Origin of the sequence: Massilia phyllosphaerae, assembly GCF_034659755.1 — a bacterium.
In the GTDB taxonomy this organism is placed as follows: Bacteria; Pseudomonadota; Gammaproteobacteria; order Burkholderiales; family Burkholderiaceae_D; genus Telluria; species Telluria phyllosphaerae.
This window is the reverse complement of record NZ_JAXSQX010000002.1, coordinates 549,755-569,303: the sequence shown is the minus strand read 5'-3', so window position 1 is coordinate 569,303 and position 19,549 is coordinate 549,755. Positions and strand designations below refer to the sequence as shown.

Here is a 19,549-nt window from a genome sequence, read left to right as displayed (position 1 = left end):
TCCTTTAGGCAGGGGGATCGGCGCGGCGTTCCAGGGTGACTCCGCCTGGCTCCCGCATTTTTCGTGATGCGCCACGATAAATGAACTTGCGCGCGGTGCTTGCTATCGCGTGATGCATCACGAATAATCGATCTCATCCACAATGACGCACGCCGATTCATGAAGCATCCCGAAGACCAGCGCACCATCGAACTCCCGCTTGACCCGAACCGTGCCAAGAAGCGCGGCCGCCCACCCAAGGATGATGCGATGAGCGATGCCGAGCGCGCGCGCCGCTACCGTGCGCGCCAGCGCATGCTGCCGAAGGATGAGTGGAATTACGAGCACGTGACCGAACAGGCGCGCGCCGAGATCGGGCGCCTGCTGGGCGGCCTAGCGGACAAGCCGGCGGCCGAGGCCGAACTGATGACCCAGTGGGCCTATGGCATGTTCCTGCTGTGGGACCGGGTTACGGCCCAGGTCCAGCGCCCGGACGACCGGCGCCAGTTGCTGGCGCTGGTGTCGGGATGAAGCCGGGGCGCCGCGCCGCTCAGGGCGCGCCGACTGCCACCGAGCTCATCTGGATTACCGGCTTCTGGTTGGTGTAGTTCGGAATATCGCCCATGATTTCCTGCGTGTGCGGCCCGAAGCCGGCCTGGAAGGCTTCGGCCGAGTCGCAGAACAGGTGCCCCATCGCGATGTAGGGCGCATTCGGATCGGTCGAGCCAGGCGCGAGCGCCACGTCGACCGTGTAGTAGCGCAGCTGGCTGCCCATGCGTTCCTTCACCATCGGCATGTGGCGCTCCACGTAGTAGGCCGTGTCGAAACGGGCGTCCGGGCCGTTCGGGTACATCACGCTCACCTTGATCATTGCCGCTCTCCTGGTAGTTGACACGCTTAGTTAACACGCTTAGTTGACACGTCTGGTGGATCATCCTGGACACTCATGCTGCGCCAGGCGGCGGCGATTGGCAAGCGCTGTCCAGTTGCAAGCCGTCCGGATGCGTGTAGCAGACGAAATCGCTGCCGCGCGCAAACGCCAGCAGCGTCATGCCGGCCGTCTCCGCCAGTTCGACCGCGGCCAGCGTCGGCGCCGACATGCCGACCAGCGCCGACACGCCGGCCAGGCTGGCCTTCTGCGCCATCTCGAAGCTGACCCGGCTCGTAATCAGCAGGAAGCCATCCCCAGGGGCGGCCTTGGCGCGCGTCATCGCGCCGATCACCTTGTCGAGGGCATTGTGGCGGCCGACGTCTTCGCGCACGATGCGCAGTTCGCCATCCATGCCGCACCACGCGGCCGCGTGGGCGGCGCCGGTCAGGCGGGTCAGCGCCTGGCGTGGGCCGATCTCGCTCAATGCGCGCCGCACGCCTTCTGTATTGAAGCCTTGCGCGCGCGCCAGCGTCGGGAGCGGCCGGCACACCTGGTCGAGGCTGTCGACCCCGCACAGGCCGCAGCCGGTACGGCCGGCCAGCGTACGGCGGCGCTCCTTGAGCTCCATGAACGCGCCGCTGGCGATCTCGATCTCGACCGTGATGCCGCCGGCGCCGTTGACGACATCGACGCCGTAGCACTCGCCCGGATGGGCAATGATGCCTTCGCTGAGCGAGAAGCCGAGCGCGAAATCCTCGAGGTCGGCCGGGGTGGCCATCATCACTGCGTGTGATATCCCGTTATACGTCATCGCAATGGGATGCTCCTCGACAACGAGGTCGTCGGCCTCACTCAGCACGCCGTGTTTCATCCGCGCTACACGGCGTGCTTGCGCCGTTTTCGGCAATTCTCCGGTCGATTCTTGTTCGGAATCATTTGTAATCGGTAGTTTCATCAAAAGAAAATCAGCTAACTAATGGTTGCAAAGCAATACACAAAGCCACGGAGAAACGTTGTGGATACTACGTATTTTTCCGTCCATACAGACCTGTTTTCGAACATGGTAGCACCAAGGTTTCTATAGAGTGGTAAAGTAGCGGAGCAATACTTTCCCGTTAGAAGGATTATTCATGAACCAGATGTCACGGCGCCAGTTCCTTCGGGTTTCTGGCGCGACGATCGCGGGTTCCAGTCTGGCAGTGCTCGGCTTTACCCCGGCTACGGCATTGGCCGAAGTCCGGCAGTACAAGCTGGCCCGCACGACTGAAACCCGTAATACCTGCCCCTACTGCTCCGTCGGTTGCGGCATCCTGATGTATGGCCTTGGCGACGGCGCGAAAAACGCTGCGGCCTCGATCATCCACATTGAAGGCGACCCGGACCACCCGGTCAACCGCGGCACCCTGTGCCCGAAAGGCGCTTCGCTGGTCGATTTCATCCACAGCCCGAGCCGCCTGCTGGAGCCGGAATACCGCGCACCGGGCAGCAACGAGTGGACCAAGATCTCGTGGGACAAGGCCCTCGACCGTATCGCCAAGCTGATGAAGGAAGACCGCGACGCGAACTTCATCGAGCAGACCCCGGACGGCAAGACCGTCAACCGCTGGCTCACCACCGGCATGCTGGCCGCATCGGCTGCCAGCAATGAAGCAGGATACATTACCCACAAGACGATCCGGTCTTTGGGTATGCTCGCATTCGATAACCAGGCGCGTGTTTGACACGGTCCGACGGTGGCAGGTCTTGCCCCGACGTTTGGCCGTGGTGCGATGACGAATCACTGGGTAGACATCAAGAACGCCGATGTCATCCTCGTCATGGGCGGCAATGCCGCTGAAGCACACCCGTGTGGTTTCAAATGGGTCACCGAAGCAAAGGCCCACAATAAAGCGAAGCTGGTCGTGGTCGACCCGCGCTTTACCCGTACCGCGTCCGTCGCCGACTTCCACGTCTCGACGCGTACCGGCACGGACATCGTATTCCTGGGTGCGATCGTCAACTATCTGCTGACGAACGACAAGATCCAGCACGAGTATGTCCAGAACTACACGGACATGTCCTTCATCGTGCGCGAGGATTACCAGTTCAACGACGGTATCTTCTCGGGTTACGACGAGAAGGCCGGCAAGTACACCGACAAGACGAGCTGGAACTACGAGATCGGCGAAGACGGTTTCGCCAAGGTCGATCCGACCATGCAGCACCCGCGCTGCGTGTACCAGCTGATGAAGCAGCACTATTCCCGCTATACGCCGGAAAAAGTGCAGCAGATCTGCGGCGTGGCGCCGGAACAGTTCCAGAAAGTGGCGGAGACCCTGGCATCGACCGCGGTCCCGGGCCGTGTCGCGACCATCCTGTACGCGCTGGGCTGGACCCACCACTCGACCGGCGCCCAGACCATCCGCCTCGGCGCGATGGTCCAGCTGCTGCTGGGTAACATCGGCGCGGCAGGCGGCGGCATGAACGCGCTGCGCGGCCACTCGAACATCCAGGGCCTGACTGACCTCGGCCTGATGTCGAACCTGCTGACCGGCTACATGACACTGCCGTTCGAAGCGGAACAGGACTTCGGCAAGTTCATCGAGGCACGCGCCTCAAAGCCGCTGCGTCCCAACCAGCTGAGCTACTGGCAGAACTACAAGAAGTTCCACGTCTCGCTGATGAAGACCTGGTGGGGCGATGCTGCCACCACCGACAACAACTTCGCCTTCGACTACCTGCCGAAGCTGGACAAGCCGTACGACCTGCTGCAGGCGATCGAGCTGATGCACCAGGGCAAGATGAACGGTTACATCTGCCAGGGCTTCAACGTGATCGCGTCGGCCCCGAACAAGCAGAAGACCACCGAAGCGCTGGCCAAGCTGAAGTGGCTGGTGATCATGGACCCGCTGGAAACGGAAACCGCCGAGTTCTGGAAATCGCACGGCGAGTTCCACAAAGTCGACCCAAGCCAGATCCAGACCGAAGTGTTCCGCCTGCCGACCACCTGCTTCGCCGAAGAGCGCGGTTCGCTGGTGTCGTCGTCGCGCGTGCTGCAGTGGCACTGGCAAGGCGTCGAGCCGCCGGGCAAGGCACGTTCGGACATCGAGATCATGTCCGAGCTGTTCCTGCGCATGAAGCAGGCGTACGTGAAGGACGGCGGCAAGTTCCCGGACCCGATCGTCAATCTGACCTGGCCGTATGCCAAACCGAGCAGCCCGACCCCGGAAGAACTCGCGATGGAGTTCAACGGCAAGGCGCTGGCCGACGTGCTCGATCCGAAAGACCCGACCAAGGTGCTGGCCAAGAAAGGCGAGCAGCTGGGTAGCTTCGGCCTGTTGCGCGACGACGGCTCGACCGCCTCGGGCAACTGGATCTGGTGCGGCAGCTGGACCCAGGCCGGCAACCAGATGGGCCGCCGCGACAACAGCGACCCGACCGGTATCGGCAACACCCTGAACTGGGCGTGGGCATGGCCGGCCAACCGCCGCGTGCTGTACAACCGTGCCTCGGCGGACATCAAGGGCAAGCCGTTCGACCCGAAGCGCAAGCTGGTGGCCTGGAACGGTGCGACCTGGAGCGGTCCGGACGTGCCGGACTTCAAGCTGGACGAGGATCCGGCCAACGGCATGAACCCGTTCATCATGAACGCCGAAGGCGTGGCGCGTTTCTTCGCCCGCGGCCAGATGAACGAAGGTCCGTTCCCCGAGCACTACGAGCCGTTCGAGAACCCGGTCGGCAAGAACCTGATGCACCCGAACAATCCAAAGGCGACCAGCAATCCGGGCGCCCGCGTGTTCCCGGGTGACCGTGCGCAGTTCGGCACGGCGCAGGAGTTCCCGGTGGTGGCAACGACCTACCGCCTGACCGAGCACTTCCACTTCTGGACCAAGCACGTGCGCCTGAATGCGATTATCCAGCCCGAGCAGTTCGTCGAGATCGGCGAAGCCCTGGCCAAGCAGATCGGCGTCAGCAGCGGCCAGACGGTGAAGGTGAGCTCGAAGCGCGGCCATATCATTTCGAAGGTCGTGGTGACCAAGCGGATCAAGTCGCTCAAGATCGACGGCAAGGAAACCCATACCGTGGGCATTCCGCTGCACTTCGGTTTCAAGGGCCTGACCAAGCCTGGCTACCTGACCAACACGCTGAGCCCCGTCGTGGGCGATGGCAACTCGCAGACCCCGGAATTCAAGTCGTTCCTGGTGAAAGTCGAGAAGGCATAAGGCTCCCGAGAGAATATTTATGGCATTACAATCTTTGGATATCAAGCGGGTTTCCGCTACCACGACGGTACCGCCGACCAATCGTCATCCGGCGGCCGGCGAGGTCGCCAAGCTGATCGACGTCTCGAAGTGCATCGGCTGCAAGGCTTGCCAGACCGCCTGCATGGAATGGAACGACGTGCGCGACGAAGTCGGCGTCAACGCGGGCGTGTATGACAACCCGCTCGACCTGACCCCGAAGTCGTGGACCGTGATGCGCTTTGCTGAGCACGAGACCAACGACGGCAACCTCGAGTGGCTGATCCGCAAGGACGGCTGCATGCACTGCGAAGAGCCGGGCTGCCTCAAGGCTTGCCCGTCGCCGGGCGCGATCGTGCAGTACAACAACGGCATCGTGGACTTCCACGAGGAAAACTGTATCGGCTGCGGCTATTGCGTCACCGGCTGCCCGTTCAACATTCCGCGCATCTCGAAGGAAGACAACCGCGCCTACAAGTGCACCCTGTGCTCGGACCGCGTGGCTGTCGGCCAGGAACCGGCTTGCGTCAAGACCTGCCCAACCGGCGCCATCGTGTTCGGTACCAAGGTGGCGATGAAGGAACACGCTGCCAGCCGTATCGAAGACCTGAAGGAACGCGGCTACGAGAACGCCGGCCTGTACGACCCGGCCGGCGTGGGTGGCACCCACGTGATGTACGTGCTGCACCACGCGGACCGTCCGGCGCTGTACCACGGCCTGCCGAACAATCCGTCGATCAGCCCGATGGTCGGTCTGTGGAAAGGCGCCACCAAGCCGCTGGCCCTGCTGGGTATGGCGGCGGCCGCGGTCGCCGGGTTCTTCCACTACACCCGCGTCGGCCCGAACGAGGTCAGCAAGGACGAGGAAGCCGAGGCGCTGCATGAAGCCCGCCAGTTGAAAGGGGAAAAGCATGAAGCGTGATCAAGACGGCAACCTGATCAAGTTGCGCCATGACAAGGACGGCAATCCGGTCATCCAGCGCTACACGGCCAACGAACGCAGCAATCACTGGCTGACGGCGATCTGCTTCATCGTGCTGGCGCTGACCGGCCTGGCCATGTTCCATCCGGCCATGTCGTGGCTGGCGCTGCTGTTCGGCGGCGGCCAATGGACCCGCATCCTGCACCCGTTCTTCGGTGTGGTGATGTTCGTCTCGTTCATGCTGCTGGCACTGCGCATGCGTGCCCACAACAAGTTCGAGGACGGCGACAAGCAGTGGCTGAAGCAGATTGGCGACGTACTGGCCAACCGCGAGGACAAGCTGCCGCGCATCGGCAAGTACAACGCCGGCCAGAAGATGCTGTTCTTCACGCTGGTGGTGTGCATGATCGTGCTGCTGCTGTCGGGCATCGTGATCTGGCGCGAGTGGTTCTCGCACTTCTTCCCGATCGGCCTGATCCGCTTCTCGTCGCTGATGCATGCGTTCTTCGCCTTCGTGATCATCACGGCGATCATCGTGCACATCTACGCCGGCCTGTGGATCAAGGGCTCGATCGGCGCGATGACGCGCGGCTTCGTCAGCTACGGCTGGGCGCGCAAGCACCATCCGAAGTGGTTCGAAGAGGTGATGAAGAAGGGTGATAGCGGTCATTAAGGCCATCGTGGTGGCTTGATTGCTGCGTTAGCCCTCGAACGTCATCCCTGCGAAGGCGGGGATCCAAGTTGCACGCAGTTCGGTAACGCGCGCAACTTGGGTTCCCGCCTCCGCGGGAACGACGTTCGAGAGCCAACAAAAGCGGCTTCCAACGCACTTCGCACCATTCATTTAGAATAGGCCGGGTTCGCCGACGCGACCCGGCCTTTGTTTTTAGTCGAGAGATTCCCTTGGTACAACGTCTACTCCAACCCGGCGAGATCGAAAGCCTCGATCACAACGCCATCCCGCGCCTGCTGCTGCCGCACCCGGCGTCCCTCTACCAGGCCCGCGCCGCGCGCCTGCGCGCCCTGGCCGCCGGCGACGTGCCCGGCATTCCGGTCGAGGAAGCCCTCAAGGGCTACCTGACCCTGATGGCTTGCGTCGCCGACGCCCAGCACAGCGTCGTTACGCGCCTGGGCGCTACCGGCGTCGCGCTGCCGGACGACAGCGCGCTGAAGCTCGCGCACGACCACAACATGCCGCCACTGCCGGCCACCGGCGCCCGTCCCGCCGTCTGGCTCGGCGTGTTCGCCAGTCTGCTCGACGCGCTCGAAGCCGCCAAGGATGCCCCGCCGCAGCTGGCGCCGGCCGTCGCCAGCCTGCGCGCCACCCCGAGCGCCGAGCTGGAAGGCATCGCCGACGCCATCCTCGGCAGCTTCGACGAAGGCGCCGACCCGCTGCGCGCGCCGTTCATCGCGGCGGCCCTGCAAGTCACCTGGAGCCTGATGGCCGGCCAGCTGGATGCCGCCTGGGCCCAGCCGCTGGTCACGAGCACCCTGTGCCCGGTGTGCGGTTCGCATCCGGTTGCCAGCGTGGTAAGGATCGGCGGCCAGTCGCAGGGTTACCGCTACCTGCACTGCAGCGTCTGCGAAAGCGAATGGCACATGGTGCGCGTAAAGTGCTCGTGCTGCGAATCGAACGGCAAGATCGCCTACCAGGGCCTGATCGGCAAGGACGAGGACCCGCAACTCGAGAACGAAGCCGCCGCCAAGGCCGGCAAGTCGGGCTACAAGAACATGGACCCGTCCAAGGTCGCGCGCGCCGAAACCTGCGACGACTGCCACACCTACCGCAAGATCTTCAACCAGGAACACGATTTCCACGTCGAGCCGGTGGCGGACGACCTGGCCAGCATGATGCTGGACGTGCTGGTGTCGGAAGCGGGTTATGCACGCGCCAGCGGTAACCCGCTGCTGTGGCTCAAGGAAGACGCATGATGAAGGAACAAGCGTAATGGCGGCCGATGGTGCGGCACCTCCCAACCTGCGCTTGCCTGCTGTGCACGTGCTGTTGGACGATCCGGCCTGCGCAGCGCTGTTGGCGCAATACGGGCGCGAACAGAGCGTCGAGACGCTGCGTACCGTGCTGAGCGAGGTGCGGGCGCGCCTGCTGGCCGGCGAAGCGCTCGATACGGCGCCGGCCGCGCTGCTGGCGCTGCTGGACGCGCGCCTGCGCAGCAACAACGCTTCGAAACTGGTCCCGGTGTTCAACCTGACCGGCACCGTCCTGCACACCAACCTCGGGCGCGCGCTGCTGCCCGATGAAGCGGTGCAGGCCGTGGTCGAAGCATTGCGCTGGCCGATGAACCTGGAATGGGACCTCGAGACCGGCAGCCGCGGCGACCGCGACAACCTGGTCGAGGCCCAGCTGCGCGCGCTGACCGGGGCCGAAGCCGTCACCATCGTCAACAATAATGCGGCGGCCGTGCTGCTGATGCTGAACGCGCTCGGCGCCGGCCGCGAAGTGATCGTCTCGCGCGGCGAGCTGGTCGAGATCGGCGGCGCCTTCCGCATCCCCGACATCATGACCCGCGCCGGCGCCATCCTGCGCGAAGTCGGCACCACCAACCGCACCCACCTGAAGGACTATGCAGAATTCGCCGGTGCACAGACCGCGATGCTGCTCAAGGTCCATACCAGCAATTACGCGATCACCGGCTTCACCAAGGAAGTCACGGTGGCCGAACTGGCGCCGCTGGCGCGCGAGCGCGGCATCCCGATCGCCGTCGACCTCGGCAGCGGCACGCTGGTCGACCTGGAGCGCTACGGCTTGCCGCACGAGACCACGGTCAAGGAAACCATCGCGGCCGGGGCCGACCTGGTCACCTTCAGCGGCGACAAGCTGCTCGGCGGCCCGCAATGCGGCATCATCGCCGGCCGCGCCGACCTGATCGCGGCGATCAAGAAGAACCCGCTGAAACGCGCGCTGCGCGTATCGAAACTGACGCTGGCGGCACTGGAGCCGGTGCTGAACCTGTACCGCGCGCCCGACCTGTTGCCCGAGCGCCTGACCACGCTGCGCCTGCTGACCCGTCCGGCGGCCGCCATGCGCGCGCTGGCCGAAGCGCTGCAGGCGCCGCTGCAGGAAGCGCTCGGCACCGCTTACAAGGTGGCGGCCGCGCCGATGAGCAGCCAGATCGGCAGCGGCGCCCTGCCGGTGGACCGCTTGCCGAGCTATGGCCTGGCGATCCGCGCCGGGGCTGGCGTGCGCGGCAATCCGCTCGGCGTGCTGGAACGGCGCCTTCGCGCCCTGCCGCGTCCGGTGGTCGGCCGCATCGCCGACGACACCCTGTGGCTGGACCTGCGCTGCCTCGAGGAGCCGCAGCGCGACGTGTTCATCCGCCAACTGGCGCAGCTGGCGTCCTCGGCAGCATGATCTTCGGCACTGCAGGCCATATCGACCATGGCAAGACCACGCTGACACGCGCCCTGACCGGAGTCGACACCGACCGCTTGAAGGAAGAAAAGGCGCGCGGCATCTCGATCGAACTCGGCTACGCCTATTTACCGTCGCAGTCGGACGGCCACGTGCTGGGCATCATCGACGTGCCCGGCCACGAAAAATTCATCCGCACCATGGCGTCCGGCGTGACCGGCATCGACGTCGCCCTGCTGGTGGTGGCGGCAGATGACGGCGTAATGCCGCAGACACGCGAACACCTGACCATCCTGCAACTGCTCGGCGTGCGCCGCGGCGTGGTGGCGCTGACCAAGGCCGACCGCGCCGATGCCCAGCGCATCACGGAGGTCGAAGGCGAGATCCGCGCCCTTCTGGCGGCGACGCCTTTCGCCGGCGCGCCGATGTTCGCCACTCGCGCTACGGACCCGGGCGACCCCGGCGTGGCCGCCCTGCTGGCCCACCTGCGCGCACTGGAAGCGTCCCTGCCGGCGCGCGACGAGGCGCGCCTGTTCCGCCTCGGCGTCGACCGCGTGTTCACGCTGTCCGGCCAGGGCACGGTCGTCACCGGCACCGCGCTGGCGGGCAGTGTCGCCATCGGCGACAGCGTGGTGCTGGCGCCTTCGGGCCGCCAGGCGCGCGTGCGCGCGGTCCACGCCCAGAACCGCGCCGCCGACCGCGGCCTGGCCGGCCAGCGCCTGGCGCTGAACCTGGCCGGCGTGGCGCGCGAAGACATCGAACGCGGCACCTGGATCGTCGACCCGCGCATGGGCGCGTGCTCGGAGCGCCTCGACGTCGACTTGCAATTGCTGGACGATGCCGGCGCCGCCCTGAAAGCCTGGAGCCCGGTGCACGTGCACATCGGCGCTGCCCACCATACCGCCAACGTGGTGCCGCTCGACGCCGAGCAGCTGCAGGCCGGCCAGCGCGGCCGCGTGCAGCTGGTGTTCGAGCAGGCGCTGCACGCGGTGCCGGGCGACCGCTTCGTGCTGCGCAATGCCCAGGCCACCCAGACCATCGGCGGCGGCGTCGTGCTCGACCCGTTCGGCGCAGCGCGCAAGCGCCGGAGCCCGGCGCGCCTGGCCTGGCTGGACGCGCTGGCCGCCTTCGTCGACGACGGCGACGCCGCGCCGCTGCTGCGCGCCAGTGCCTCGGGCCTGAGCGGCGCCGAGCTGGTGCGCCTGACCCAAGTGCCGCTGGAGTGGCTGGCACTGCCGCCCGACACGCTGCGCCTGCCGCTGCCCGGCGGCGACACCTTGCTGGTCGATCCGGCGATGTTGGCGCCGCTGCAAGACAAGGTGCTGGCCGTGCTGGCCGACTTCCATGCGCGCCAGCCCGACGAAGCCGGCCCGGAACTGTGGCGCCTGAAGCGCATGGCGGCGCCGGATGCGAGCGACGCCCTGTGGAGCGGCCTCACGGCGCGCATGCTGGACGCCGGAACACTGGCCCGCACCGGCCACAGCCTGCACCTGCCGGGGCACAGCGTGGCTCTCAGCGCGCCCGAAGAAGCGCTGGCCGCACGCCTGCTGCCGGCGCTGCAGGCCGGCCGCTACGATCCGCCCTGGGTACGCGACCTGGCCAAGACCTACAATGTGGCGGAAGATGCCGTGCGCGCGCTGCTGCGCAAGCTGGCGCGCGCGGGTCAATTGAGCCAGGTGGTGCCCGACCTGTTCTACCATCCGGCGCCGCTGGCCGAACTGGCGCACATCGTGGCCGGCCTGCCGGACGTGCAGGCCGCCACCTTCCGCGACGCCACCGGCCTGGGACGCAAGCGCGCGATCCAGATTCTGGAGTTTTTCGACCGCGTCGGCTATACTCGCCGCGTCCGCAACAGCCACATGCTGCGTCCGCAGGTCAGTTGGCAGTAGGGGTCAGAGCCCGGTTTTGACGATTGGGCTCTGACCCCGGTTCAGTACCGCAAAGCCGGCATCAAACCGGCACATAAGGAAGGCATTCTCATCCGGTGATGGGGCTGGGCTTCAAACCCAGTGGGGGGCGTCAGCCGCTCTCCTGTAAGTTCGACTCTTTCTGCCTTCCGCCAGTCTTCTTCCCTATAGCTAGCGCATAAACGTCGCCCCTGCGCAGGCAGGGGCGACGTGCTTCGGTCGCAGGCACTGCTATATGCAGCACCTGCCGGCCGAGCCGATTATTACCTCGGCCGAGAAGATGATTACTTCGAACCCGAAGTGCTCGAGCCCGTCGACGACGTCGAATTGAACGCCTTCTGCTGCGCTGGATCCTGCGCCTCCGAAGGATCCTTCTGCAGCGTTGCTTCCGCACCTGGCTTGGGCTGGTTGGTGGTGGCGCTATCGGCGCCGTTCTTCGACTTCACGCCCTTGCCGATGTTCTTGTGCTTCCCGTTCGGCTTGTTCTGGTTGGCGTGATGCACGTCCTGGCGCGCATGGGTGGCGCTCAGGCCCGGAGTGGCGTCGGTGCCAGCCTTGCTGTCGGCCTGGGTGTTGGGCGGGTTAGAGTAATTGGCCACCGAGTGGCTCTGGGCCTGGGCCAGGCCGGCGCCGAGCAAGCTGGCCAGTACGATTGCGAGTTTGGTCTTCATGGTTGTTCCTTTCAATGTTTGTCGAGAATATGGTCGACCGAGCTCGGCTCGGCGATCTCGACACCGTTGCGCTCGGCGCGGAAGCGTTTTGACATTGCATACACTTCCTTGCGTACACGCATGATGGAACCCAGCGGGCGATGCGCGGCCAGCGCATGCCATGGGTTGAATTGCATGCCTTCGTCGATCTTCCGGGCCCGCTCGACGCTCCAGGCTTCCTGCGGGGCGACGCGCAGGCGCGCCACCGTGACGTAGGGACTGAGGTCTTCCGGCCATTCGACCGAGGCGTCCTCGATCGGCATCTTGTCGATGTCGGTGCACAGCTGGACGCGCAGTTCCCATTCGCCGCCGTGGCCGGAGAAATAATCGACCACCGCGTCGCGCAGGCCGTCCGGCTTGTCCTTCAGGTCGACCGGCGCATCCTTCAGCGCGGTGAGATCCGGGCTGACCGGCGCCACCGACACCTTGGCCATGTAGTCGCCGAACAGGATCGGCACCTGGCTGTAATAGGTTTCGCCGAGCGGGTTGGTTTCCGGATGACCACCCAGCGACTTCAGCGTCGCACTCTCGCCGCCGACCGCCTCGATCACCTTTTCGGCGCCGCGCGCGACCGCCGAGAAGGCGCGCTTCAGGTTAGGCACCTTGTCGGTGGTCGATGCCAGCAGCTTGGCGCTGCCCAGGAATTTCTTGGCGGTCGGCGCGGTAAACACCGGGCCGTTGACCAGCACGAAGTCCTGGGTAGTGGCATCCTCGCTGCCCTCGACGCGGCTGCCGGGCACGCCGACCACCTTCATCGAGAGCCCGCGTGGCGTCGAGACGTCGTCGCTGAGGATGTCGCCGGGCGTGGTCGACAGGCGGATCACGACCGGGTAGCGGCCGGACTGGGCGAACAGGCCCTGGGCGTAGGCCGGCGCGAGGCCGCCTTCCACGGTCAGTTCGCCGACCAGCAGGCCGTGCGTCTTTGCGTGCACGCTGCGGATCGCACGGCCGGAGTCCTGGAAGGTCTTGACCGAGATGCCGTGCATCGTGTCCTTCAGGTCGAAGGTGGTGACCTGTTCCTCGTCTTCCGGCACCTCATAGGCCGGCGCGTAGGGAATGGGACGGATTTCAGCGGGAGTCGTCATGGTCGTTCGCTTTCGGTTATGGAGATGCCATCATGCTTGTGCCGTACCGACCCGTCTGTGCAGCGGCGCACGTATTTGACGGATTTGATTGCGAATGCTGTCAATGCGCTCGCCCGTGTGCGCTTGCGAACAGACATCGCCCCTCCGCTGACGCACGCTGACGGCACGGAGACCACGACAGGGCAAGCATCATGATCAAGGACGGCAGCAAAAACGAACCCAAACTTCCTTCCGGCGGCTGGGGCTCGATCAAGGAAGTCACCACCATCCTGCTGGAGCAGCGGGTACCGATCGAGGGTTCGGCCCTCCTCCTCAAGCAGAACAAGCCGGACGGCTTCATGTGCACGAGCTGCGCCTGGGCCAAGCCGGCGCATCCGCACCCGGCCGAATTTTGCGAGAGCGGCGCCAAGGCCACTGCCTGGGAAATCACCAGCAAGGTGGTCAAGCCGGAATTCTTCGCCAAGCACACGGTGCGCGAGCTGGAAAGTTGGAACGACCACGACCTGGAAAACATTGGCCGCCTCACGGTGCCGCTGCGCTATGACGCCGCCAGCGACCGCTATGCCGAGATCGGCTGGGACCAGGCCTTCGACGAGATCGGCGCCCAGCTGCGCGGCTTCGATCCAAAGCAGGTGGTGTTCTACAGCTCGGGCCGCGCCTCGCTCGAAACCTCCTACATGTACCAGCTGCTGGCGCGCATGTACGGCAACAACAACCTGCCGGACAGCTCCAACATGTGCCACGAAAGCACCTCGGTGGCGCTGCCGAAGTCGATCGGCGTGCCGATCGGCACCGTCACCCTCGACGATTTCGAGAAGACCGACTGCATCTTCTTCTTCGGCCAGAACGTCGGCGTCAACAGCCCGCGCATGCTGCACCAGCTGCAGGAAGCGCGCAAGCGCGGCGTCGAGATCATCACCTTCAACCCGCTGCGCGAACGCGGCCTGGTCAGCTTTACCAATCCGCAATCGCCGCTCGAGATGCTGACCGGCAGCGAGACCTGCATCAGCACCCAGTACCACCAGGTCAAGGCCGGCGGCGACACCGCCGCACTGATGGGCCTGTGCAAGGCCGTGATCGAAGCCGACGATGCCACCATGGCCGCGCACGCCGGCCGCACGCTCGACGCGCCCTTCCTCGCCGGCCACACCCACGGCTTCGAGGAACTGGCGGCCGCGGCGCGCGCGCTCGGCTGGGACGAGATCGAACGCGAATCCGGCCTGACGCGCGCCGCCATCGAAGGCGCGGCCCAGGTCTACATGCGCTCGCATGCCGTGATCGGCATCTTCGGCATGGGCCTGACCCAGCACCGCAACGGCGTCCAGAACATCCAGATGCTGGTGAATTTCCTGCTCCTGCGCGGCAACATCGGCAAGCCGGGCGCCGGCATCTGTCCGGTGCGTGGCCACTCCAACGTGCAGGGCCAGCGCACCGTCGGCATCACCGAGAAACCGGAACTGGCGCCGCTCGACAAGCTGAAGGAACAATACGGTTTCGAGCCGCCGCGCGACAAGGGCATGAACACGATCGAAGCCTGCGAAGGGATCCAGGCCGGCAAGGTGCAGGCGCTGATCAGCCTGGGCGGCAACCTGGTACGGGCCGTGCCCGACCACGGCGCCATGGACGCCGGCTGGCGCGCGCTGCCGCTGACGGTGCAGATCTCGACCAAGCTGAATCGCAGCCACCTGGTGCACGGCAAGGCGGCCTATATCCTGCCTTGCCTTGGGCGCATCGAGATCGACCGCCAGAACGGCGTCGAGCAGGCGGTGTCGATGGAAGACTCGACCGGCTGCATGCACGGCTCGCGCGGGCGCGCCGAGCCGGCCGCCGACACGCTGCTGTCGGAGCCGGCGATCGTCGCTCGCCTGGCCAAGGCCACGCTGGCGCCGAATCCGAAAGTCGACTGGGACGGCTGGGTGGCCGACTACAGCAAGGTGCGCGACGCCATCGCCGCGACCTACCCGGAGATCTTCAACCACTTCAACGAACGCATGTGGACGCCGGGCGGTTTCCGCAAGCCGGTGGCGGCGTCCCAGCGTCAATGGAACACGCCGACCAAAAAGGCGAACTTCACGGTGCCCGACGGCCTGGCCGCGGATCCCGACATGAAGGAAGAGAGCCCCGACGTGCTGCGCCTGTTCACGGTACGCAGCGACGGTCAGTTCAACACCACGATCTACAGCCATGAAGACCGCTTCCGCGGCGTCAAGGACCGCATGGTGCTGTTCATGGCGCGCCAGGACATGGACGCCCAGGGCCTCAGCGACGGCGACATCGTGCAGGCCAGCGCGGTGGCGAAAGATGGCGTCGAGCGCCGCGTCGACGGCTTGCGCGTGGTGGAGTATCCGGTGCCGCCGGGCTGCACCGCCGGCTACTACCCGGAATGCAACCCGCTGCTGCCGCTGTGGCACTATGCCAAGGACAGCAAGGTGCCGGCGGCGAAATCGATCGCGGTGCGGCTGACCCGCAGCCGGCAAGCCGCGGCATGAGCGGCGCCGCGAAATCGATGCGCACGCCGGCCGGCTACCTGATGGTGCTGACCGAGGGCGACGACCTGTTCGCCGAACTGGAAGCGCTGGCGCTGCGCGAAGACATCCCGAGTGCCAGCTTCACCGGCTTCGGCTTCGCCGGCAAGGTCACCTTCGGCTTCTTCGATTTCGCCAAGCGCGATTACGATCCGGCCACCTTCGAGAACCGCGAGATGACCGGGATTAACGGCACGCTGGCATGGAAGGATGGCAAGCCGTCGATTCACGCGCATGGCGTCGGCGGCGGGCCGGACTTCCAGGTCAGCGGCGGGCACCTGCTGGCGCTGGCCGTCGGCCGCGGTTCGCTCGAGGTCACGATCAGCGTGCACGGCACCCGGCTGGATCAGCGTGCACGGCACCCGGCTGGAACGGCGCGAGGAGCCCTCGATCGGCGCCAACATCCTGCGCCTGCCTTCAAGCTAGTTTTTTCGTGACGCGTCACGCGGCACTTCCAGCGCCGCCAGTTTCCAGCTCCATAGGCCATCGCGGCGGAACACGAAGCCGGCGCTGCCGGGCACGTTCATGGTGACGACCACCTTGCTCCAGTTGCGGTAACGCAGGGACCAGTCGGATGTGCGCTTGCCGGCATCGCCCGGCACGGGCGCCGAGGGCCGTGCAATGTTCACTTCGCCGTTTTCCAGCATTGCCGTCACGCCGGCCGGCGACACCATCGCATCGATCAGCGGATTGGCGATGGCGGCCATCAAGGCCGGTGCCAGCGCCATGAACGGGTTGTCTGCGCCCCCTGCGGATGCCGCACGTTCGTTCATGACAAGCATCATCTGCGTCTTGACGCTCTCGCGCAAGGCGGGGAAATCGACATGCTCAGCTACGGCGTCGGCATCGTGCGCGGCCACGGCGTCGCGCAGGCGATACAGGTTCCAGTAGGGGCTGGCGTAGCTGGTTGCGGCCAGCAGAGCGGCGAGCGCGACGGCGGCTGCGGTGATGACAATGTGTTTGCGCTGCATGGTCCTCTTGCGAAAGCGTGATGATAAAAGTGTGACTAGTCTGGCCGTATTATATTTCTCAGCAGCAAGCAGAAATCTATCGAAATCGTACACCACCCCGTCCCGGCGCCCCGTGCAGTGACATAAGCCCTTGATCTGGCTATAATTTCCGCCTTCCGCGTCTGCCGCACCTTCCAGGAACCCGCCATGTCACTGCTCGCCCACCAGCTCGAACTGCTGTCCCCCGCCAAAACCGCCGAGATCGGCCGGGAGGCGATCCTGCACGGGGCGGACGCGGTCTACATCGGCGGCCCCGCCTTCGGCGCACGCCACAATGCCAGCAACCCGCTGGAAGACATCGCGGCGCTGGTCGAATTCGCGCACCGCTACCGTTCGCGCATCTTCGTGACCATGAACACGATCATGCACGATGCCGAGCTGGAGACGGCGCGCAAGCAGATCTGGCAGCTGTACGAGGCCGGCGTCGACGCCCTCATCATCCAGGACATGGGTTTGCTCGAGCTCGACCTGCCGCCGATCCAGATGCATGCCAGTACCCAGTGCGACATCCGCACGCTGGAAAAGGCGAAATTCCTGTCCCAGGTCGGCTTCAGCCAGCTGGTGCTGGCGCGCGAACTGACGATCGAGCAGATCCGCAAGATCCGTGTAGAGGTAGATACCCCGCTCGAATACTTCATCCACGGCGCCCTGTGCGTGGCCTTCTCCGGCCAGTGCTATATCTCGCATGCGGACAATGGCCGCAGCGCCAACCGCGGCGACTGCTCGCAGGCCTGCCGCCTGCCGTACACATTGTCCGACGGCCAGGGCCGCGTGGTGGCTTACGAAAAGCACCTGCTGTCGATGAAGGACAACGACCAGAGCCGCAACCTGGAAGCGCTGATCGATGCCGGCGTGCGCTCGTTCAAGATCGAAGGCCGCTACAAGGACATGGGCTACGTAAAGAACATCACCGCCCACTACCGCCTGCTGCTGGACGAGATCCTGGAGCGCCGTCCGGAACTGGCGCGCGCTTCCAGCGGCCGTACCCGCGTGCTGTTCACGCCGGACGTGGACAAGAATTTCCACCGCGGCCACACCGATTACTTTGCCCAGGGCCGCCAGCAGACCATCGGCGCCTTCGATTCACCCAAGTACGTGGGTGTGGAACTGGGCACCGTGGTGCGCATCGGCGGCGACAATTTCGACATCGTCGCCCACAGTGCGATGGCCAACGGCGATGGCCTGAACTACATGCACAAGCGCGAAACGGTCGGCATCCAGGCCAACACCGTGCAAAAGCTGGGTGAAGACGAGGACGGCCAGCGCTGGCGCGTGTTCCCCAACGAGACCCTGGCCAACCTGCCGGGCCTGAAGGTCGGCAGCGTGATCCACCGCAACCGCGACCATACCTGGGAAGCGCAGCTGACCAAGAAGTCGTCGGAGCGCCGCGTCGGCGTCGACCTGACCCTGTCCGAGATCGAAGGCGGCCTGCGCTTGCAGCTGCGCGACGAGGACGGCATCGAGAGCCATGCCGACGCCCTGATCGCCCTGCAGCCGGCACGCGAAGCGGCGCAGGCCGACAGCGCGCTGCGCACCAGCCTGGGCAAGCTGGGCAACACGATGTTCGAAGCCGGTTCGGTCACGCTGCAGCTGTCGCAACCCTGGTTCGTGGCCGCGAGTGCCATCAATGCGCTGCGCCGCGACGCAGTCGCTGCCCATGAAGCGGCGCGCCTCGGCAGCTGGGAGCGTCCGGAACGGGCCGCCGTCGCCAGCCCGCCCCCGACCTACCCTGAGACCCAGCTCAGCTACCTGGCCAACGTCTACAACGACAAGGCGCGCGCCTTCTATCACAAGTACGGCGTGCAGCTGATCGACGCCGCCTACGAGGCGCACGAGGAAGCCGGCGAAGTCCCGCTGATGATCACCAAGCACTGCCTGCGCTTCTCGTTCAACCTGTGCCCGAAACAAGCCAAGGGCGTGCAGGGTGTGCAGGGCCAGGTGCGGGCCGAGCCGATGACCCTGGTCAGCGGCGAGGAAAAGTACACGCTGAAGTTCGACTGCAAGCCGTGCGAGATGCATATCATCGGCGCGATGAAGCCGCACATCCTGCAATCGCCGCCGCCGTCGGCTATTCCGTACAGCCCGCTGGTGTTCCACCGCCAGCGCCCGCGCGCCTGAGACCTGCCTCCCCGAAGCGATTGACTGGACCTTTTGTCAGTCGCTTCCCGCATCGATCAGTTCGGTGTGGCCGAAGCCCTTCGAATAGTCGATCACCGACACCAGCATCGGGCGGATGCGCAGGAACGCCACGTCCGCCGCCATGTCCGGCCCCACCCACTCCGACACATCCGGAAAGCGCGCCTCCAGGCAGGCGCGCGCCGTTTCGGCTTCCTGCGGATCGTCGAGGATCTCGGCATGCGCGCTCATCGACAGGCCGCGGATGTCGCGCCAGTCACGGTACGGCAGGTTGACCGTCAGCGACACCTTGTTATTGTGGCGGATGTTGTCCGCCTTCTGGCTGTGGCGCCCGATGCCCACGTACAGCGTCATGTCGCGGCAGGCGAAGCTGACCGTGGTCGCCTACGGATAGCCGTCCGGCCGGATCGTCGCCAGCGTGAGGTCGCTACCATTGTCCAGTACCTGCCTGATGAATCCCCGTTGCGCCTCGTCCATACGGCCCTCCCTGGCAATTTTCCATATACCAAAAGTCACGAACCTGTAACTTTCAGGTTGCACCTGTAGCGTCACCCTGTCAATCCGGCGTTACACATTGCCCAAAGGAACTTTTTGTTGATACCAAAAGTGGCTGGGGGCCTTGCGCGACGCGGCGTTCCGTATCTTTGCACATCTTCACTCTCGGCAGGAATTTGAATCGTCCGCCACTTTCTCCTATCGATGGGCATAATGTTAGTGAAAACTTAACTGATGTGTAGAAATTGCCACGGAAACGTATGAAAATGGCATGTCTAACATTTAGTTACACTTGTAAAATAAACATTCGATATGGCGC

The 19,549-nt window shown here is 65.1% G+C and carries 15 protein-coding genes, 1 tRNA gene and 1 pseudogene; 11 read left to right on the top strand and 6 right to left on the bottom strand.

What is annotated here, in order from left to right; all coding sequences use genetic code 11:
* Positions 1 to 159: 159 nt before the first annotated feature.
* Entirely contained in the window at positions 160 to 510 is a 351-nt protein-coding gene (locus U1H99_RS10680) for a hypothetical protein (protein ID WP_323141708.1), read from the top strand.
* Positions 511 to 529: 19 nt separating this feature from the next.
* Here U1H99_RS10680 and U1H99_RS10675 read toward each other — a convergent pair whose 3' ends face one another.
* Together U1H99_RS10675 and fdhD are read right to left on the bottom strand one after the other, a co-directional pair.
* Positions 530 to 850 (bottom strand): EthD family reductase, encoded by a 321-nt coding sequence (locus U1H99_RS10675; RefSeq protein WP_141829971.1) that lies wholly within the window; start codon positions 848 to 850, stop codon positions 530 to 532.
* 73 nt (positions 851 to 923) lie between these two features.
* Entirely contained in the window at positions 924 to 1,721 is a 798-nt protein-coding gene (fdhD, locus tag U1H99_RS10670; protein WP_323141707.1) for a formate dehydrogenase accessory sulfurtransferase FdhD, read from the bottom strand.
* Between the two features lie 259 nt (positions 1,722 to 1,980).
* Here fdhD and fdnG point away from each other — a divergent pair, with 259 nt between their 5' ends.
* From fdnG to U1H99_RS10635, 7 genes are all read left to right on the top strand, one after another.
* On the top strand, positions 1,981 to 5,052 hold the full coding sequence (gene fdnG / locus U1H99_RS10665; protein WP_323141706.1) for a formate dehydrogenase-N subunit alpha: 3,072 nt from the start codon (positions 1,981 to 1,983) through the stop codon (positions 5,050 to 5,052).
* Between the two features lie 19 nt (positions 5,053 to 5,071).
* Positions 5,072 to 5,992: a formate dehydrogenase subunit beta gene (fdxH, locus tag U1H99_RS10660; RefSeq protein ID WP_323141705.1), complete on the top strand. Its 921-nt coding sequence runs from the start codon at positions 5,072 to 5,074 to the stop codon at positions 5,990 to 5,992.
* Positions 5,982 to 6,665: a formate dehydrogenase subunit gamma gene (locus U1H99_RS10655; RefSeq protein WP_323141704.1), complete on the top strand. Its 684-nt coding sequence runs from the start codon at positions 5,982 to 5,984 to the stop codon at positions 6,663 to 6,665. Before fdxH ends, U1H99_RS10655 begins: the two co-directional genes overlap by 11 nt.
* 230 nt (positions 6,666 to 6,895) lie before the next feature.
* Positions 6,896 to 7,924 (top strand): formate dehydrogenase accessory protein FdhE, encoded by a 1,029-nt coding sequence (gene fdhE, locus U1H99_RS10650; protein WP_323141703.1) that lies wholly within the window; start codon positions 6,896 to 6,898, stop codon positions 7,922 to 7,924.
* 16 nt (positions 7,925 to 7,940) lie between these two features.
* Positions 7,941 to 9,362 carry an L-seryl-tRNA(Sec) selenium transferase gene (selA, locus tag U1H99_RS10645; RefSeq protein ID WP_323141702.1) on the top strand — a complete coding sequence of 474 codons (1,422 nt, stop codon included), beginning with the start codon at positions 7,941 to 7,943 and terminating at the stop codon, positions 9,360 to 9,362.
* Complete coding sequence (gene selB / locus U1H99_RS10640; protein WP_323141701.1) at positions 9,359 to 11,251, top strand: selenocysteine-specific translation elongation factor; 1,893 nt, start codon at positions 9,359 to 9,361, stop codon at positions 11,249 to 11,251. Before selA ends, selB begins: the two co-directional genes overlap by 4 nt.
* A gap of 77 nt (positions 11,252 to 11,328) precedes the next feature.
* Positions 11,329 to 11,424, top strand: a tRNA-Sec gene (locus U1H99_RS10635).
* 129 nt (positions 11,425 to 11,553) lie between these two features.
* Here U1H99_RS10635 and U1H99_RS10630 read toward each other — a convergent pair.
* Entirely contained in the window at positions 11,554 to 11,940 is a 387-nt protein-coding gene (locus U1H99_RS10630) for a hypothetical protein (protein ID WP_323141700.1), read from the bottom strand.
* An 11-nt stretch (positions 11,941 to 11,951) separates the two neighbouring features.
* Positions 11,952 to 13,064, bottom strand: coding sequence for a catalase family protein (locus tag U1H99_RS10625; protein WP_323141699.1), 1,113 nt, complete (start codon positions 13,062 to 13,064; stop codon positions 11,952 to 11,954).
* 191 nt (positions 13,065 to 13,255) lie between these two features.
* On the opposite strand from U1H99_RS10625, the gene U1H99_RS10620 reads away from it, so the two are divergent.
* Positions 13,256 to 15,553 (top strand): FdhF/YdeP family oxidoreductase, encoded by a 2,298-nt coding sequence (locus U1H99_RS10620; RefSeq protein ID WP_323141698.1) that lies wholly within the window; start codon positions 13,256 to 13,258, stop codon positions 15,551 to 15,553.
* A complete protein-coding gene (locus U1H99_RS10615; RefSeq protein WP_323141697.1) occupies positions 15,550 to 16,026 on the top strand; it encodes a PPC domain-containing DNA-binding protein in 477 nt (158 codons plus the stop codon). The genes U1H99_RS10620 and U1H99_RS10615 overlap by 4 nt, the downstream gene beginning before the upstream one ends.
* On the opposite strand, the gene U1H99_RS10610 is transcribed toward U1H99_RS10615, so the two are convergent.
* Positions 16,012 to 16,560: a DUF2939 domain-containing protein gene (locus U1H99_RS10610; RefSeq protein WP_323141696.1), complete on the bottom strand. Its 549-nt coding sequence runs from the start codon at positions 16,558 to 16,560 to the stop codon at positions 16,012 to 16,014. The two genes, U1H99_RS10615 and U1H99_RS10610, sit on opposite strands and share 15 nt — an antisense overlap.
* 186 nt (positions 16,561 to 16,746) lie before the next feature.
* On the opposite strand from U1H99_RS10610, the gene U1H99_RS10605 reads away from it, so the two are divergent.
* Positions 16,747 to 18,717 carry a peptidase U32 family protein gene (locus U1H99_RS10605; RefSeq protein WP_323141695.1) on the top strand — a complete coding sequence of 657 codons (1,971 nt, stop codon included), beginning with the start codon at positions 16,747 to 16,749 and terminating at the stop codon, positions 18,715 to 18,717.
* Positions 18,718 to 18,753: 36 nt separating this feature from the next.
* Here U1H99_RS10605 and U1H99_RS10600 read toward each other — a convergent pair.
* Positions 18,754 to 19,104, bottom strand: a pseudogene (locus U1H99_RS10600) (pyridoxamine 5'-phosphate oxidase family protein); the annotation flags it as partial.
* Positions 19,105 to 19,549 lie beyond the last annotated feature (445 nt).

Excerpts from the sequence above, each read along its gene's own strand:
- U1H99_RS10630 (WP_323141700.1), bottom strand. The coding sequence starts at position 11,940 with ATGAAGACCAAACTCGCAATCGTACTGGCCAGCTTGCTCGGCGCCGGC.
- U1H99_RS10680 (WP_323141708.1), top strand. The coding sequence starts at position 160 with ATGAAGCATCCCGAAGACCAGCGCACCATCGAACTCCCGCTTGACCCG.
- U1H99_RS10625 (WP_323141699.1), bottom strand. The coding sequence starts at position 13,064 with ATGACGACTCCCGCTGAAATCCGTCCCATTCCCTACGCGCCGGCCTAT.
- U1H99_RS10655 (WP_323141704.1), top strand. The coding sequence starts at position 5,982 with ATGAAGCGTGATCAAGACGGCAACCTGATCAAGTTGCGCCATGACAAG.
- selA (WP_323141702.1), top strand. The coding sequence starts at position 7,941 with ATGGCGGCCGATGGTGCGGCACCTCCCAACCTGCGCTTGCCTGCTGTG.
- U1H99_RS10605 (WP_323141695.1), top strand. The coding sequence starts at position 16,747 with ATGTCACTGCTCGCCCACCAGCTCGAACTGCTGTCCCCCGCCAAAACC.
- U1H99_RS10615 (WP_323141697.1), top strand. The coding sequence starts at position 15,550 with ATGAGCGGCGCCGCGAAATCGATGCGCACGCCGGCCGGCTACCTGATG.
- U1H99_RS10620 (WP_323141698.1), top strand. The coding sequence starts at position 13,256 with ATGATCAAGGACGGCAGCAAAAACGAACCCAAACTTCCTTCCGGCGGC.
- fdxH (WP_323141705.1), top strand. The coding sequence starts at position 5,072 with ATGGCATTACAATCTTTGGATATCAAGCGGGTTTCCGCTACCACGACG.
- selB (WP_323141701.1), top strand. The coding sequence starts at position 9,359 with ATGATCTTCGGCACTGCAGGCCATATCGACCATGGCAAGACCACGCTG.
- U1H99_RS10610 (WP_323141696.1), bottom strand. The coding sequence starts at position 16,560 with ATGCAGCGCAAACACATTGTCATCACCGCAGCCGCCGTCGCGCTCGCC.
- fdhD (WP_323141707.1), bottom strand. The coding sequence starts at position 1,721 with ATGAAACACGGCGTGCTGAGTGAGGCCGACGACCTCGTTGTCGAGGAG.
- U1H99_RS10675 (WP_141829971.1), bottom strand. The coding sequence starts at position 850 with ATGATCAAGGTGAGCGTGATGTACCCGAACGGCCCGGACGCCCGTTTC.